This window comes from Bacillus yunxiaonensis (assembly GCF_037104695.1).
Classification (GTDB): domain Bacteria; phylum Bacillota; class Bacilli; order Bacillales; family Bacillaceae_G; genus Bacillus_A; species Bacillus_A yunxiaonensis.
This window is the reverse complement of the sequence record NZ_JBAWSV010000001.1, coordinates 859,487-876,615: the sequence shown is the minus strand read 5'-3', so window position 1 is coordinate 876,615 and position 17,129 is coordinate 859,487. Positions and strand designations below refer to the sequence as shown.

Sequence of the window (17,129 nt, the reverse complement as noted above, 5' to 3'; positions counted from 1 at the left end):
AAAATGAAAGTATTTAACAAAAGAAGAGTAAGTAGAAAAGATGTGGAAGAATATAAGCTCATTGGAGATGGGAAGGATGGAGAAGTATATCAATTAACCCATGATAAATGTGTGAAAATATTTTTCCTGGAAGAAACTCAAAAAAAAGAGTTGGAAGCTTTGAAAATTGGACAATCCTCACCTATTATCCCACGACTTTATGAATATGGAGAAAATTATATTGTTATGGAGTATATACATGGAATTTCACTTGCACGTCACTTGAAAAGAGAACAAAAAATAACAGAAGAATTAGCCGAGGAAATATTAATAATGTTGAATGAATTAAAAAAGATAGGATTTACTAGATGGGACACGGAAGTGAGACATGTTTTAATAAGTGAAAAAGGTCAGCTAAAAGTCATCGACCATAAAAGAGCTTTTACTTCAAATAGTAAGGTTCCTGTCAAGTTATTAAAGGGCTTTGAAAAATTTGGACTAGCACAGAATTTTTTGAATCATGTGAAGAATATACAGCCATCTATTTATAAAAAATGGATGTATTATCGGTGAAAAACGAGGTGTCCTGGACGTAACGCTTTTTTACTGTAAAAACAACCGCAATTTTTTTTGATTATTTCTTTTTCAAAATTTGTGGGCGATAAAACTCCGCCGCTCAAGATTGAGAGGAATAAAAAAAGAGATATGGAAGATAACTGCTGGTATGTGCTTAATTGGTAAGACATCTCCATTGTTGAGGAGTAAAGAAAACTTTCAGTGATGGAAGGTTATCTTTATCAAGTAAGACAGAATACACATGTAAACCTCAATAGATTATAAGGCTGGAGTATTGATTATTAGTAATAAATAAAAGCAGGTTTTCCGCTAATGACGGTTTCTTTTTGCAGTGTAAATCATAAATTAAGTAATACAAGGAGTGAGAATACTAATGAAAGAGTGTATTTTAGTCATTGGCGCACATCCTGACGATGAATTATTAGGATCTGGCGGAACTTTAAAAAGATTAGTAGATGAAGGACATCGAGTAATTTCAATCATTACTGCTCTAGGAAGAAAAGAGGAAGCACATCACATACAACACCTAGGCCGGTGCGCAAATAGGGAGATAGGTATTGAAGAAGTGATATTCCTCGAGAATCCTAATTTAGAGTTAGAATTGATCCCGCTGCATCAATTAACGAAAGAAATAGAACGATTAATACAGACTTATAAACCGAACAAAATCTTCACCCATCATTATGGAGATCTCAATATGGATCATTATATTACTTTTCAAGCAGTTTTGACTGCGACTCGACCTCTACCAAACCAACAACCGATAGAATTGATTACATTTGAAACCGTTTCCTCTAGTGAGTGGAATATCCACACGAATGATAAATCTTTCAAGCCTAATTATTTTGTTAACATTACAGATCAAATAGATTCAAAGATTGCTGCGCTAAAACATTACGATGTAGAAATGAGAGATTTCCCTCATCCTCGTTCATATGAAGGAATTCAATACTTAGGGAGAGTTAGAGGAATGACGATTGGTGTGCCGTATGCTGAAGCGTTTGAGGTAATAAGGAGGGTTTGGAAATGAAAAAGAGACTTGAGTTTCCGTATCCATATGTAATCAACACAATGGATAAATATTTTGGAGTTCGTTCATTTTTATCGCAACAAAAGAAGAATACAAAACAAGAACGTTATACAAATAAAGAATCAAAGATGTATAAGAAGAAAAGTCTTTCTATATTAATTGCTACGTTTTGGGATTATCCTCATACTGGTGGATTATCTAATTATATTACAGCACTAAGTGAAGGTTTAAGACAACAGGGCCATCATGTCGACATTGTCTCACCTAACCAATTTTCTCAAAGCCGAGTAGAAGACATACGTGAAGAAGTTGTTCCACAATTAAAAAAATTTTTGAAAACACGTTATGAAAATTATAATAGTACAATTGTCAGGAACCTCAAAAATATGTATACCTTCGAAAAAATGCTTCTTGAAAATATCAAATTAAAAAAATATGATATCCTCCATGCACAAGACTTGTTTACAGCTAATATATTAGGAAGAATTAATGAATATTACGGAAAAAAATTACTATTTACACCTCATGGGATGTTTACTTTTAACCGACTGAGATTTGGCTTATTTCAAAAAGGTTCGCTAGAAGAAGCCTATTATACAGTATTGGAAAGAAAGGCGATTGAATTTGCCGATCACCTTATTATTCTTAGTGACTCATTTCGTGATCCATTAATGCAGTTAGGTGCCAAACGAGAGAACATGACAACTGTGTTGACGGGTATTGATTATCCTGATAAGTACAATACGAAAAATACTTCATCAGTTCATAAGAAAATCGTTATTACATGTGTGGCCAGATTAGGCCCAAGAAAAGGCCATAATGTATTACTTGATGCCCTTTCAAAGATGGAAAGCCAATATATTGATAAAGTTAAAATGCTCATTGTCGGAGACGGTGAGATGAGAGATAAATTAGAAGAGCAAGTCAATCATTTGAATCTTTCTATGGTGGAGTTTTTAGGAGCAAGAGATGACGTTCCAGATATTTTAAGTGAAACTGACATTTTTGTACTTCCGACTTTAAACGACAGTCTACCTCTTTCTGTTATTGAGGCCATGCATAGTGGGGTTTGTGTCATTTCGACGCCATCGGGAGGTATACCTGAACTGGTTAAACACGGTGAGACAGGGATACTTGTTAAGGCAGGAGATGCAAATCAACTAGTACGCGCATTAAAGTTCGCCATTGAAAATCAACAAGCTCGAGAACAGTTAGGTAAAAATGCAAGAAAGTTCGCTAAGAAGCATTTAACTAGAAAGACAATGGTAGCAAATATCGAAAAAGTCTACAAAAGTATTTAGGTGGGGAAGGATTCTATGAATCATGAACATGTAGCAGTTGTACTGGATTTAAGTGCTAATGGAATCGGAATTATTAGAAGCTTAGCGAGAAAAGGAATTAGCGTGTATGCATTTGATGTAGAGAAACCTTATAAAATAGGAAAGTCACGCCTCGCTTCATGTGGAATATGCCCAAGCCCTTTATATGAAGAAAAGAAATTACTCGTTTTTTTAATTGACTTGGCTAAAGAATTTAAACTGAAACCCGTTTTGTATACAGGTGCAGATGATTATGTGGTATTCATTTCAAAATATCGAATGGAGCTGTCTAAATACTATTTATTTTTGTTTCCTGAGCATTCGTTGATTGAAGAAACGCTAAATAAATATAAAATGTATGAACTCGCAGTCAAACATAATATTCCATGTCCTAAAACGTATGTGATTGAGAAGGGAGAACAATTGGAAGAAGCGATACTGAGCCTCGATTTCCCTTGTATATTAAAGCCGATTTTAGGACATGAATTTCGAAAAAAGATAAACAAGAAGGCCATTCTCATACAAAATCCAGACCAACTTAGAAATGAGTATAAATTGTATCGACAGTATGGAAAACTCATCCTGCAGGAAATTATTCCTGGCGACAATCAATGTTTTTATAAAGTTGCCACATTTTATGACGATAACATGGAGTTACTAGCGTTATTTTCTTTACAAAAGAATCATCAATTCCCAGCAGAATTTGGAACGGGGGCTCACATCGTTAGTAAACAAGTTCCAGAATTAGTGGATATATGCTTACCTTTTTTCGAAAGTATTAACCTTAAAGGGATCGCTATGGCAGAGTTTAAAAAGGACCCTCGCGATGGTGTTTATAAGTTTATCGAAATAAACCCTCGTTTTTGGTTAACACATAGTTTAACAGGGCCTGCTGGCATCGATTTTGTTTACATGTATTATTTATATTTAACTAGGCAAAATCCAGCGCCGAGACTCAAACAAATAGACGGTATCAAATGGATCTATCTTGTGCGGTATTATTTAACATTTCGCCATAAGAAAAAAAGAGCTGAAATGACGTTGAAGGACTTTTATAAAGGATTGCGAGGCAAAAAAGAGTTTGCTTTGTTTGCGTGGGATGATCCGATGCCATTCATTAGAAGCACATGGTCGCATTTGAAAAACGCCTGGAAACGAAAGCGAAAGGAATGAAAACATTGTACGAAGCAAAAACATTATCTGGTTTTTTTGGAAAGTTAAGAATTGCAGAAAAACTCTCTTATTCAATGAATGAGAGAGTTGTAATCGATTCTGATAAAATCGAGTGTCTAAAATCAACAAGAAGAAGCAGTATATACAAATTATTACTTCGAACAAAAGCCGATTACTACCCTATTATTTTAAAAATATATAATTCAGGAGATTACAAAAATGAAATAGAGATTAATATATATGATAGAGCTTATCCTATATTGAAAGAATTTCTTCCTGAAATATATCTCATTGAACAAAATGGAAATGAAACATGGATATTCATGGAATTTGTACGCCAAGTACGTGGTCAGATCACCTTCTCCCCGAAACATTTTGACTACATTATCCCCACTGTTGCCAAGCTTCATGCACACACATTTGAAGACAAGGTTAAAAAACATAAAGATGTTTGGGAATCTTGGCTCCCTATTTATGAATCGAGCCGCATGAGGAGCGATCGAGCTAAATACATTAGAAAGACAATTGATTTTCTCGATGATGCGATGAAAGACGACCGGTTAAGGGTGGTTATTAAACCTCATTATAAATCGCTAATAAAACTATGTAATAAGGGACCAGATTTTTTTCCGGAACTATTTGAAAATGGTTCATCGATAACGCATGGTGATCTTCATATGCAAAATATATGCAGCAACAATGTGACACTAAATGCACCATGGAATATCCAGTTTATCGATTGGGAATCAACTAAATATGCACCCGTCTGGTTTGATATGGTTGTTCTAGTTGAAATATTAATGGGTTTCAGAAAAGATTGGCAGAGCCGTGCAGAAGAAATTCGCACACATTGTGTGGAATTCTATGCAAAAGAAATGAAGAAGAATGGTATTACATTTAAAAATGCTCCAATTGATCTTTATAAAATGGCGTATTTGCAGAGAACATTAGAAAAGGGACTGCATACCCAGCTACGAAGAATATTCGATAACCGCGGCGGTGAGTTATTGCCGTATCACCTTGAAAAAATTTCTACCTGGGGAAAAGAATTAGGTTTATAGCATATATAAGACTTTTATCATCAGTTGAGTTAAGGGGAGATACTTCTGAATACAACAAAGGAAGAGCAAAATGAATGTATTTGTCCCTTCCATGCGAGCCTACTAAAAATTATGGATGAATTTTATCAAATAGATAGTAAAATGAATCATGTAATAAAACCGTTTCAGACATTTGGAATCAAAAAAGATAATATACCCAGTAAAACAAGAAAATTAAAAATTCTTTATGTAACATTTTTAAAATATCCTAATACAGGGGGATTATCAAACTATATTACTTCCTTGAAAACAGGTTTTGAAAAATATGGTCATGACGTTGATGTTATCTCTCCTACTCAAATGACATCAGTTCATCTAGAACAAGATATTCCGCAAGCTGCTGAGCATGCCAGGGATTTTATGCTACAACGATATGGTACAGTTAATGAAAAAATTATAAAAAACACGAGCTTTTTGAACGTGTTTAAGTCTTTTTTAAGAGAAAGAAGTCTAGAACAATATGATGTGTTTCATGCACAAGATTTATTCGCTGTCTTTTTATTAGGACAACTAAATCTAGAATATAAAAAACCTCTTTTTTTTACACCACATGGGCATTTTACAAAAAGTCGATTAAAATTCGATAAAATAAAAAAAGGATCAATTGAAGAAGTGTATTTTAGTGAAATTGAAAAACAGGGAATAAGAGCATCGGATCAAATTATAACGATCAGTAATTCCTTTCATTCTCCTTTAGAAGAATACGGGGCAAAGACAGAACAACTGATTACTGTTCATACAGGTATACATTTTCATCCACCTTCTATATCTAAAGAGAAGTGTAATGATAATGTTGTAATTTCCTGTGTTTCCCGTCTTTCTCCTCGAAAAGGTCATGATATTTTTTTAAAAGCGCTCTCGCGAATTCGACAAGATTTGTCTAATGTTGAGGTATGGATTGTTGGTGATGGTGTTATGAGAGAAAGATTAGAAAACCAAGTGCTACAACTTGGTCTCGATAATATCAAGTTTTTTGGTAGAAGAACAGATATACCAGAAATTCTTTCTTCTTCTGAAATCTATGTTTTACCTACCATTAACGACAATTTTCCAATTTCAGTTATTGAAGCGATGCTTTCTCGTCAAGCTATTATTACAACAAATTGTGGTGGTATACCAGAAATGATCCAAAACGGAAAAACAGGGATCATTTGTGACCCAGGCAATGTGCAGCAACTTTCCGATGCTCTTAAATTGCTTTTAACGAATAAGGGTCTTCGTGAAACTTTAGGAAGAGAGGCTCAGACCTATTCACGACAACATCTTACGCAAGATGTGATGGTCTCAAAGATAGAAAAAATCTATCAATCTTTTATGAGCGATATGTAGAACCTGTATGGAATGCCTTCGTGGAAGGAATGGTGAATCTATGTATACCCTAAATGAAAAAACGAAAGTATTCATTCTTGTGATGATGAATGAGAGAAAAGGGTAACAGACGCTGTCTTCTACCCTTTTCTCTTATTGTAAAGCAAACATAGCTTTGTCGATAAAATGTAACTATCACCTTTCGCAAGCGATACCGTCACCATCACGATCTAAATGACTGGCATAACCTGGTTCCCCACGATGTAAAGGAGCCTTGCCTGCTGCTCTTACTGCAGAACAATTTTTGTAGTATACATTATTATTCTGAGATGGTTGCGGTGCTGGTTCTGGTTCTGGTTTAGGCTGTGGCGCTGGTTCTGCCTTAGGTTGTGAAGTTGGAGCGGAATCAAAATCGCTATTTTCACATGCTATCCCATCACCATCACGATCTAAATGACTGGCATAACCTGGTTCCCCACGATGTAAAGGAGCCTTACCTGCTGCTCTTACTGCAGAACAATTTTTGTAGTATACGTTAGTATTTTGAGAAGGCTGTGGTGCGGGTTGTGCAGCAGCAACTTGTGGCTGTTCTACATTATCAGAAAATCCACTACCCATTACGTAATTTTCTAAACTCCAAATATTAGCCTTTGTTTGACGTGCGTGGTCTTGAATAGTACGGAACTGATCTATGTATTTCGTATTTGATGGAAATACTTCAACCCTAGCAAATCCTTTATCTACAAGTATCGCATTATAAAGTTTGTCCCCAAGCCATACATATGCCAGTAATCGACCATATTGATCACGTTCCTGAGCATCTAGTTCTAATCCTACTGTTTGGCCTGTAAGTTGTTCCTTTGTGAAGTCAGATGCTTCTTTTCCGAATGGTTGTACAGGTTTAGACGGATGAACAGTCTCTGGAGTATCTTTCTTGCCGTTTATTAACGCTTTGAAGGTATCGCCACCTGTTACAGACTGAATTGTTACAGTCATAATGTTTGGTTTTTTTAAACTAAAAATGTTAATTCTCTCGTTTTGGGGTACTTAATTTTATTAACTTGATGGTGATGTGGTAAGATCCCAATTACCGCAAATAAAAATTACTGATAACATCAATTGGTATTTTTAGGTACATGTCATTGGTTAAAATTTACATTTTTTAAAGATATTAATAATTTTACTATGATTTGCATTTTCGTTAAGCATTCAACCCCTTTTAAGAATTTGATATTATGAAATTGAGTAATCTCGATCATCCTTTTCATTCTCTCATATGAAGTAAGTTTGATTAATATCATAAGATGAGGTTAATAGAATTGGAAATCAGGTCACTTCTTTTTTGTGTAATCAAATCGTATAAAATGGCTCAAAATTAACTTATCAAAAACATCGGGATTTTGAGATATTTATAGTAAGTATTGGTCAATTGGGAAAGGAATCTATAAATGAAAAATAATGTTAGCCGTAGTAGGGAAGTCTCGTTTAAAATATCTAGTATATATATTTTATCTAGTATTTTTTGGATTAGTATAACTGATTGGACATTAACAAAGTTTAATACATATGGTGTTGTTTGGATAAGTATTGGAAAAGGATGTCTTTTTGTTATTGCAACGGGATTTTTATTATATAAATTAATTCAAAGAAATATTAAAGATATTGAAGGTCGGGAGCAGCAGTTAAATAGCCTTATTGAAAATAATATGGATGCAATCATACATTTAGATTTAAATGGAAATTTTATATCTGTTAATGATGTAACTGGGAAAATAACGGGATATAGTGAAGAAGAGTTAACAAAAATGTCTTTTAAGGATCTTATAAACAAAGAAGATTTGTATAAAGTTCAAGAGCACTTTTTAGAAATAGGAAAAGGGAAGTCTTCAATGGTAGAGTGCAGGTGTATGATCAAAAGCGGACATTGTATACTAGTAAGCATGAAGAGTGTACCTATCTTAATAGAGGATAAAATGGTAGGCATTTTTGTAATTGTTAGAGATATTACAGAATTAAAAGATAAAGAGGAACTCATAAGGAGATCTGAAAAACTTTCGATCGTAGGTGAATTAGCTGCAGCAGTAGCACATGAAATTCGAAACCCCCTAACATCTATAAAAGGCTTTCTCCAATTACTTCAATATAAGGATTCAGAAGATAAAGAGAAACATTATTATAACATCATGTTATCAGAAATCGAGCGTATCAATTTCATTGTTAGTGAATTTTTAGTACTTTCCAAACCTCAAGTTACTACCTATCAGAATGAAAATATCACATCTTTATTATTAGATGTAATAACTTTGCTTGAGACAATCGCCAATGTTAAAAATATAGGGGTCATGAAAGAGTTTGAACCGAACGTTATTTTGGTCAAATGTGAAAGAAATCAAATAAAGCAAGTTTTTATAAATATTTTTAAAAATGCAATAGAAGCTGTTCCAAATAACGGTAAAATATATATTGAGGTTATACAATTAAAAAAAGATAGCGTACGTATTCGTTTTATTGATAATGGGCCTGGGATCCCAAATAACTTAATATCTAAGTTGGGCGAACCCTTTTATACAACAAAAGAAAATGGGACCGGTTTGGGTTTAATGGTTAGTTATAAGATTATCAAAGATCATCGAGGAAGTATAAATATAAAAAGTGAAATGAATAAGGGAACAACAGTTGATATTATACTTCCAGTTTCCATAGGTGAATGAATTTTCTCAGATTAGTTCTAGAATACGCTGAGAGATGTAGAAAAAATTGATTCTAGGGTCAAAAAATATAAAATAGCTATCAATTAGATTAAAGTGAACCCTATTAGTGGGACATGAAAAAATACTGAAGTGACCCAATGAAATAAGACAAGGAAAAAACACCTCCGTATATTCGTATTTAATTTAAATGCGAATATACGGAGGTGTTTCTTTTGTGGGAACGAGAAAATCTTATTCAGAAGAAATTAAATGGAAAACAATCGAGCTGAAAAAACAAGGGTACACAAACAAAGAAATTATGGATCAATTAGGAATTAAAAATAAAGCACAAATTAAAACTTGGATGAACTGGTATTGTACAAACCAGACGCACCGTTTTCAACAGCCAGTAGGAAAACAATATTCTTATGGGAAGGGATTTCAAGAATTAAGTTAAATAGTACAACTACAGTTGAATAATAAATAATTGAAACCCAAATTACTTGTATAGGGAAAGTATCTGGAAATCTAAAGGCGTTGAAACCCATTCTAGTCGTTCAGCTATGGAATGAAGTGAAACATAAAATGAAAGCAAAAGAATTGTGTAAAGTGTTAGAATTACCGCGCTCGACATTTTACCGTTAGATAAGAATGGTACAGGGCTCTAAAAATAAAATTGAGGAGATAATTAAGAGAGTTTGTCTACGTCATAAGCTCTGTTATGGATATCGAAGAATTACAGCCACCCTTAGAAAAATGAGGATTTGTATCAATCATAAAAAGGTATTACGCATTATGAAACACCACCACTTATTATCAAGGGGGTTTATTATTCTGTATTAATGATCCCGACTGGATTCGAACCAGCGACCTCCACCCTGTCAAGATAAGAAACATATATTTTATGTTTCGGAAATATCGAGCGGAAAGGTAGTTGTATCAAGGGTTTATAGGGTATTCTATGTTTCTGGATGCAAATCCTGTAACGTAGAAAAATGAAATTTCTTGACCAGACTCTTGACCAACTGTTACAGGTCTGTTTTATATTTTTTGATGATTTTAATTCAATCATTTTTGTTAATGAATTGAAGTGGTATTATAAAATTAATATATTAGAAAAGGAGTATAATGAATTATGTCTCTTAAAAATGAACCTGCTGTTCGTTATGCAATTTGGACAGCTTATAACCGCCGTTGTCAAATCACAAAAAACTTAATCGAAAATATTACAGATATGGAAGTTGATCATATTATTTCTGTTGATACTTTTAAAAATAAAGGGAAGATAGAAATATACGATTTGCCAGAAGATTTTAATGTGAACGGATTAGAAAATTTGAGACCGGTATTACGAGCATGGAATAGAGAAAAAAGTAATCAAGAACTTCCCTCTGAACAAGTAATTCTAAATTTAATGAAAGCGAGAAAAATTAAAAAGTTAGTTGAGAGAGAAATAGCTAAATTTCATGAAGAGAAAAAATATGCCTTAAGTATTGAGGCGATTAGAGAAGCAATTCAAAATAAAGAAATAACATTAGAAGAATATATGGATCAAATAAAAGGTTATCAAGTAGACTTTGGGGATGAAGTAATAAAATTTGAAAGTGAATTTACTAAAAGTGTTGAGGTCAATTCTCATAGTGTTAGAATATCAGGCCATTTACCTAGATTGGAGGAAAGAGAAGGAAGTTGTTTATTTACTTTTAATAGTTTTTATTTACGTCAAGTTAATATAAGTCTTTCACATCAAGAGATATTAAAGACCTTGTATAGAGGTTATAAAACTCCCTTAACCCTTTCAATGAGACCTTATATAATGGAAAATACTTTAAATCAGGAATTAAAAACATATAGTATTATTATCGGTGGATGTGTATTTAATTTAGAATTAGGTGAGGTCAAGCATTTAATAAGGGCTATTGATATTTTTATAGAAAACTATATTGAAGCAATAAAAGAGATAGAAAATAAAATTGAGTCGAATAGCTTTTATCCAATGGTACACGATCTAAATAATTATAAATTAATTTGTATTCCATCGAAACTTTTTGAGAAAATTATGTTATTTATTCAGAAACATGATTATGCAGAAGGTGATAGTAAATGGCACATCTTTGATGCACATGGGAGCATGATAAAGGTATATGATAAAAACACAGGAGAGTATCGTTGTTTTATTTATCCAATAGCAGATAATAATGATGGTTATAGCTGGTATAATTCCAATGATAGGGTATGGTTGGTTTCGGATTATATGAGTATTTCTGGAAAGGAACTTTGGAGTGTGCAAAAGACCTACAGATGGTTAGTAGAAGATTTAATACCGATAGTTGAAATGTTTTTTACCCCGTCACGAGGTTCTATTTTCAAGAAAAGAAAAAATAGTATTGAGGTGAGTCAGCTAATATATACGAGTAATGATAAATATTATGATATTAACAAAAAAGTTTCTGCAAGTCAGTTATTGAATATTGTTGAAAGTCTTCAAAGAATGTATTCCCTGGGATCAAAGATTTATATGAAGTGGTCGGATTATTTAAATGTATATGATGCAATTTTATATCTCATGAAAATATGTCCTCAACTAGACTACTATTATATTTGTTCAAAATTAAGTATAGGGAAGATAGAGAATAAAGAGGAATTATGGAAAGCAATAGAACAGTTAAAACAAAACGAAGTTGAAGAAGTAATAAATAGTGGAAAACTAGATATGCTTTTTAGAGTTTTTTTTGCTTTAGTGAAGGACACATTACATGTAATTACAGACGAGGATATAGCAACAGTTATAAGTTTAGTTAAAGAGCATGTTAATATCTATAATACTGTGAAGTTAGTAGAATCACAGTGGAGTTAGTATAGTCATATGAATACCTCCTCCTTACAATGGATTTCAAGGAGGAAGTGTCCATATGACAAACAAGAAGTTTGAAAAATGGTAGTTGAATTATATCGTTCGGGACAACCTGTAAAACAATTAAGCAGCGAGTATGGCGTATCAGAAGTAACAATTTCAGCTTTCTCCAACCCTACTACGAAAATTTTTAAGGTGTATTTCTAAAATTAAAAACAAAAACCTATATTCCCCTTGCGCTTCATGAAAAAAGTGCTGTTTCTCTCTAGTCCTTATTTAAATAAATTAGGAAAGCTAGTAAAAACGTGTTGATTATTGTTATAACGTGTTATCTAGTTTGTATACTATCGTAAAAGAAGGCGGCATGGTATTTTTTGAAGGAAATAAAACACTTAGACAGCATATCTTTAGAGAAGGTAATCCAAAAGTGATAGGGCTAGCAAAGGAAAAATTTAAACGTGAAAATGAGGGACGTTTATTTTGTGAATTTGATTTTTATGAACAATATGGTTATTTAGTGGATAATTTTATTGAAGAACATCTTTCAGTACCGGTATCAGCGGGAGAAGAGTGGGGGTGAGAAACAAAAATAGAGGATATCGTAATGATATGTTCCAATTGCCAAAGAATGTTGCATAGAAAAAAATTTTGGTTAACAAAAGGGGAGTTAGAAAAATTGGTAATTAGATAATAGCAATAAATATATAGAAATGGTAAATTTTACGATATAATAAATGGATAGATATTTTAAATATTAGGAGGAGGAAAATGACAAGAATTAATGTTTCTCCATATGCTGATGCACTTTGGAAAGGAGTCGGTGGGCACTTCGATTCTTTTTCTGAAATTATTTATGAGTTTATAGATAACATTATCTCGAATTATGATAAAAATAAGTCGATGATTCGAGCTGCTATTATCAATATTGAACCAGTTAATACTACTAACACTATAAGAGTTAAGATAGAAGACTGTGGGAGTGGAATCGAAAATATTGAGGCAGCTTTAAGACTAGGGGATACATCTAATAGACAGACCCCGCTAAATGAACATGGATTTGGATTTAAACATGCCCTTGCATCGGCTAATCCAGAAAACAATAGGTGGATTATATATACGCGTACGGAAGCGGACTTAAGTAATGGACAGTATAAGGTTGTAAAAGCACCTTATGACTTTAGTATTGAGGAAGAGATTGTTAGTATTACGACTAGTCCTTGGCCTGGAAGATTAAATGGTTCGGGAACAATGTTTGAGTTTGAATGTTCACGAGAACTTTTTAATACATTAATTCAGGACCGTAGAGGTAATCCTGGTGTACATAAATGCTTGGAACTCTTAAGTTGGGATTTAGGCTATGTGTACTCTAATATCATAAAAGAAGGTAGAATAGCACTAACTATACTATCTAGTACCGTGAATTATAACTCACCAGTAGCAGCAATAACTCCTGATTGGGTAGGTCTTTATGATCCTAAAGAGGGAAAGATAAAAAAATCATTGGATGGTAATGACGTCGATATCGAGTTTAAATTTGGTGAGATAAAAGCTAATGATATATCATCCAGACATTATCAGAGAAACATGAGTACGTCAGGTTTAGAAGTTAGAATTAATGGAAGACTTCTGGAGAGTAATCTGCTTACTGATGTGTGGGGGGTGGAACAACATAATAAGTATAATCATTTCCTTGCACAAGTAAATATCATTTCAAATAATCCTGATTATTTGCCAAAAACAAGAACTTCTAAAAATGGAATTCGCATAGGAGATAAGAAGTTACTAGATTTATTCAGATGGGTAAAAAGTGTGATGCCGGAACCTCCTGAAAAGCTATCGAAGGAATTTAGTGAAAGAGAACTTGTAAAAAAGCTTAAGGAAGAAAAAGAAAGACATACTAGGGCTGTAGATAAACATATTGACAATGAGTTTGAGGTCTTTAGAATAAGACAAACTCCAGTTAGGGTAGACCTTTATGTTTATGATGGCACGGAAGTAGTTTTGTATGAAGCAAAAAAGGGTTCTGCTGATATGAAGGCTTTTTATCAACTGCTAATGTATTGGGATGGTGCGGTAGATGATGAGATTGAACCTTCTGAAGGGGTTTTATTGGCTGAGAGTTTTGCTGATGGAGTAGTTAACCTAATCGAAGATTTTAATAATAAAACAGATGCTAAAGGTAATCGCTACAAATTTGTTTGTAAAACTTGGACCGAAGAAGGAATTAATTTCTAGACATTAAAAAAGGTGGATTTCCACCTTTTTTAATATTTCTTAAGGTATTAGATGTTATTTTAAGGAAACGAGTACATAGATCTTACAGAGAGTTTATTGTAGAGTGCAGAGGATGTTTTGTATTTGTTGTGGATTTATCACGGAGAATCTTCTCCAAATACAAAAATGGCATGTTGCGAGAGTTATTCCGTTATTCCGGGTGTTAATATTGAGAATGGGGGATCTATATGGCGTACACTCCTACTACATGGAAACAAACTTACAAAGAACGTACAGACTTAACTGGTTTTTTAACACATTTAACTCGTCCACAGCCTGAGAATAATCTCGAGGCAACTGATGTGCTAATAAAAATTTTAAGAGAAGGAACGCTTCAAGGAAGTACAAAAGGGTACATCGTGGGTAATGAGAAGGTAATTTGTTTTCAAGAAGCACCGATTTATTCCATAGCTGAAAATGCAATTAATCATATTGAAGACTATGAAAGGCATGTTCAAAGTACAGTCAATCCTTTCGTGAAATTACGTTACTATCCATGTGGTCTTTCTCTTCCAAAAGAAGTTCTCTATCAACTTGTGGATAGCGTTACTCAGCAGCCTATTCCTAACCTAGGAGTTCGACCAGTTATATATGAAAAAACAGAGATAGCAAAATGTTTTTTACCTGAAAATGAATATTGGCGTATTGTAGACTTTGAATTAACTGGAGGTGCTAATATTACTGATTGGACACATGAAAGGGAGTGGAGAATAAAGACAAACGGTTTGAAATTTTTTTATAATAACACCACAGTATTACTTCGTGACAGTAAACAGTACCAAGAGTTTATGGATAAAATAGAACCAGATATAGTAAAACAATTAGCAGGAATAGTTTGTCTAGATAAGCTTCTATATTAACTAACTCATAATAAACATAAAAAAGCTAACCAAACTGGTTAGCTTTTTACTGGTTTTTCTAAAATTTAGTGCATATTTTTATAAACATTATTTAATTACAAATAAAAAAATGAATTTAAAAAATAGCACTGAGGATGAGTAACTGCGGTTTAATTTGAGATAACAGGTGTTAATTAACCATACACTTTTAAGAGTGTTTGCATAATTTGACGACTTCAGTAGCTATACTATTTCTTTCTTCCTCTGCATCAAGTTCGAATACATTAAGGTAGTTTTCCACTGCTTTTACGGATCCGCTAGTACCTAGAATAGCATATGCTAAATAAAATAAACTGATTCCAGATCTAAGAGTATTCATATTGTTTAGTTCTTGACTCCAAGCTGTTGCTATTTTTAGAATTTGTTTTTTGTGTTGATGAAGTGCCATTTGAACTTCTTCTATCGTATTAAGATTAAGGTATTTTAATCTTTTAACCTCTTTATCAAGATCCTGATAAGTACTTATTTTTGTATTAGTGATATTACACATTTCAAGATCTATTGTATTTATAACGCTTTCCTTATCATCTAACAACTGTTGAATCGTTACTTTATCGATTAATACATCTGCAGGTGTATTTTTTATCTCTTTCTTAACATTTTCATTATATTTTACTAATTCTTCTCTTATCTTAATAAATTCTTGATCGGCTAATTCTAATAAACCAGCTAGCCTTGAAAAATCCCTTTTTACTACGCTAGGTATTGAATTTTTACTTTTATATCCCAAGTCATGTTCTATCTCAGCCCAGGCATGTTGGAGAATAGATCTAATCTGAACTTCAATTTTCAAATCCTTGAACCTCTGGTACTCAGCTAGGGAAATTCTTGTTGTATCTAATTTAATAACATAGTGCAATGATAAATAACCAAATCTATCAGGATCTAGAATGGTTCTTTTGTCTACAGAGTTAACCTCGTCAATCTCAAACTCTTTTTGTATAATTTTAGCTACTTTATCTACGTCATCAGAAAAATATGTAATCACCCTGATCCCAGAAATATCTGTAATATCATTTAAAGTATTGTATTTATTGCCACCTTTTTCAACTTTAGCAGTCAAGCTACTTTCTTCTTTTACTCTTGAATCAATAGAATGACAATTAATTTGATTTTGTTTTAGAATAGTTCTTAGTAACCCTTGTATCTCTTTACAAAACTCTTTATGAAGGTCTTTTTGATTTTTATATTCAGTTAATATCAGATTTTCTGTACTCACTATAATCCCCCTCTAAATCTAATTAATTCTTAATATAAGGATACAATATTATAAAATTGATTCAAATAGCTATCATTTAAAAGTTTGATTTTGTTTGTTTCTTATTGCATTGTTTATTTTGTATTCTCTACACGGTGAAAAACCACCTCCTTTCCAGTTTATAGACTAGAAGAAAGTGGTTCTTCGATTGTATAGCGTGTCTGCCAGCAACCACTATATTTTATTACCGTTTGAATTCTTAACAAATTCAGTAACAGCAAGCGTGTATGATCCCGGGAGAATCAAACTCTGTCAAGATAAGAAACATATATTTTACGTTTCGGGAATGTCGAGCGTAAAGCTAGTTGTATCAAGGGTTTACAGAGTATTCTATGTTTTCTTATGCAAATCCTGTAACGTAGAAAAATGAAATTTCTTGACCGGAATCTTGACCAAATTTCAATAAGTTATGACAAGTCCAAAATTAGTTTTTGATTGATATAAAAAATAATATATTAAGATGGTTATTTGAATTAAATGAAATTTATGTAAAATCTCTTATTTATTTTTTTACTGGTGAAGACTGAAATAGTATTCGCTTATTTTTTTGTTTATTTTACAATTTTTTTGGAGAATTTGTTTAATAGCAGAGAATTTCTAGTATAATTTTGGTAAATAATTCTATGGATTGAGTCGGAATTATGAATTTAATTTACAGATATTTTAGAG

General features: G+C 32.8%; 14 protein-coding genes and 1 pseudogene. 13 read left to right on the top strand and 2 right to left on the bottom strand.

Translation table 11 applies throughout. From position 1 onward, the window contains the following. Nucleotides 1–3 precede the first annotated feature (3 nt). The 6 genes from WAX78_RS04375 (at nt 4) to WAX78_RS04350 (ending at nt 6,506) form a co-directional block, all read left to right on the top strand. On the top strand, nt 4–552 hold the full coding sequence (locus tag WAX78_RS04375) for an AarF/UbiB family protein (RefSeq protein ID WP_336481044.1): 549 nt from the start codon (nt 4–6) through the stop codon (nt 550–552). A gap of 376 nt (nt 553–928) precedes the next feature. Then, on the top strand, nt 929–1,585 hold the full coding sequence (locus WAX78_RS04370; protein ID WP_336481043.1) for a PIG-L deacetylase family protein: 657 nt from the start codon (nt 929–931) through the stop codon (nt 1,583–1,585). Continuing rightward, nucleotides 1,582–2,886, top strand: coding sequence for a glycosyltransferase family 4 protein (locus WAX78_RS04365; protein WP_336481042.1), 1,305 nt, complete (start codon nt 1,582–1,584; stop codon nt 2,884–2,886). The genes WAX78_RS04370 and WAX78_RS04365 overlap by 4 nt, the downstream gene beginning before the upstream one ends. Nucleotides 2,887–2,901: 15 nt before the next feature. Then, complete coding sequence (locus tag WAX78_RS04360; RefSeq protein WP_336481041.1) at nt 2,902–4,077, top strand: carboxylate--amine ligase; 1,176 nt, start codon at nt 2,902–2,904, stop codon at nt 4,075–4,077. Nucleotides 4,078–4,082: 5 nt separating this feature from the next. Next, nucleotides 4,083–5,138, top strand: a complete 1,056-nt coding sequence (locus tag WAX78_RS04355) for a phosphotransferase (RefSeq protein WP_413789168.1) — start codon at nt 4,083–4,085, stop codon at nt 5,136–5,138. Nucleotides 5,139–5,177: 39 nt separating this feature from the next. Beyond that, nucleotides 5,178–6,506 (top strand): glycosyltransferase family 4 protein, encoded by a 1,329-nt coding sequence (locus WAX78_RS04350; protein WP_336481362.1) that lies wholly within the window; start codon nt 5,178–5,180, stop codon nt 6,504–6,506. A 174-nt stretch (nt 6,507–6,680) separates the two neighbouring features. Here the strand turns inward: WAX78_RS04350 and WAX78_RS04345 are convergent, their stop codons facing one another. Beyond that, on the bottom strand, nt 6,681–7,481 hold the full coding sequence (locus tag WAX78_RS04345) for a thermonuclease family protein (RefSeq protein WP_336481040.1): 801 nt from the start codon (nt 7,479–7,481) through the stop codon (nt 6,681–6,683). A 452-nt stretch (nt 7,482–7,933) separates the two neighbouring features. On the opposite strand from WAX78_RS04345, the gene WAX78_RS04340 reads away from it, so the two are divergent. The 7 genes and pseudogenes from WAX78_RS04340 to WAX78_RS04310 all read left to right on the top strand — a co-directional run bounded on the left by WAX78_RS04340 (nt 7,934) and on the right by WAX78_RS04310 (nt 15,163). Beyond that, on the top strand, nt 7,934–9,196 hold the full coding sequence (locus tag WAX78_RS04340; protein ID WP_336481039.1) for an ATP-binding protein: 1,263 nt from the start codon (nt 7,934–7,936) through the stop codon (nt 9,194–9,196). A gap of 187 nt (nt 9,197–9,383) precedes the next feature. Further along, nucleotides 9,384–9,997: pseudogene (locus WAX78_RS04335) on the top strand (IS3 family transposase); the annotation flags it as partial. A gap of 313 nt (nt 9,998–10,310) precedes the next feature. Then, nucleotides 10,311–12,032 carry a hypothetical protein gene (locus tag WAX78_RS04330; RefSeq protein WP_336481038.1) on the top strand — a complete coding sequence of 574 codons (1,722 nt, stop codon included), beginning with the start codon at nt 10,311–10,313 and terminating at the stop codon, nt 12,030–12,032. A 78-nt stretch (nt 12,033–12,110) separates the two neighbouring features. Continuing rightward, nucleotides 12,111–12,236: a hypothetical protein gene (locus tag WAX78_RS04325; protein ID WP_336481384.1), complete on the top strand. Its 126-nt coding sequence runs from the start codon at nt 12,111–12,113 to the stop codon at nt 12,234–12,236. A gap of 157 nt (nt 12,237–12,393) precedes the next feature. Further along, on the top strand, nt 12,394–12,609 hold the full coding sequence (locus WAX78_RS04320; RefSeq protein WP_336481037.1) for a hypothetical protein: 216 nt from the start codon (nt 12,394–12,396) through the stop codon (nt 12,607–12,609). Between the two features lie 188 nt (nt 12,610–12,797). Then, nucleotides 12,798–14,264 carry a hypothetical protein gene (locus WAX78_RS04315; protein ID WP_336481036.1) on the top strand — a complete coding sequence of 489 codons (1,467 nt, stop codon included), beginning with the start codon at nt 12,798–12,800 and terminating at the stop codon, nt 14,262–14,264. Between the two features lie 227 nt (nt 14,265–14,491). Further along, entirely contained in the window at nt 14,492–15,163 is a 672-nt protein-coding gene (locus tag WAX78_RS04310) for a DUF2971 domain-containing protein (RefSeq protein WP_336481035.1), read from the top strand. 187 nt (nt 15,164–15,350) lie between these two features. On the opposite strand, the gene WAX78_RS04305 is transcribed toward WAX78_RS04310, so the two are convergent. Then, entirely contained in the window at nt 15,351–16,421 is a 1,071-nt protein-coding gene (locus WAX78_RS04305; RefSeq protein ID WP_336481034.1) for a GTP pyrophosphokinase, read from the bottom strand. Between the last annotated feature and the right edge of the window lie 708 nt (nt 16,422–17,129).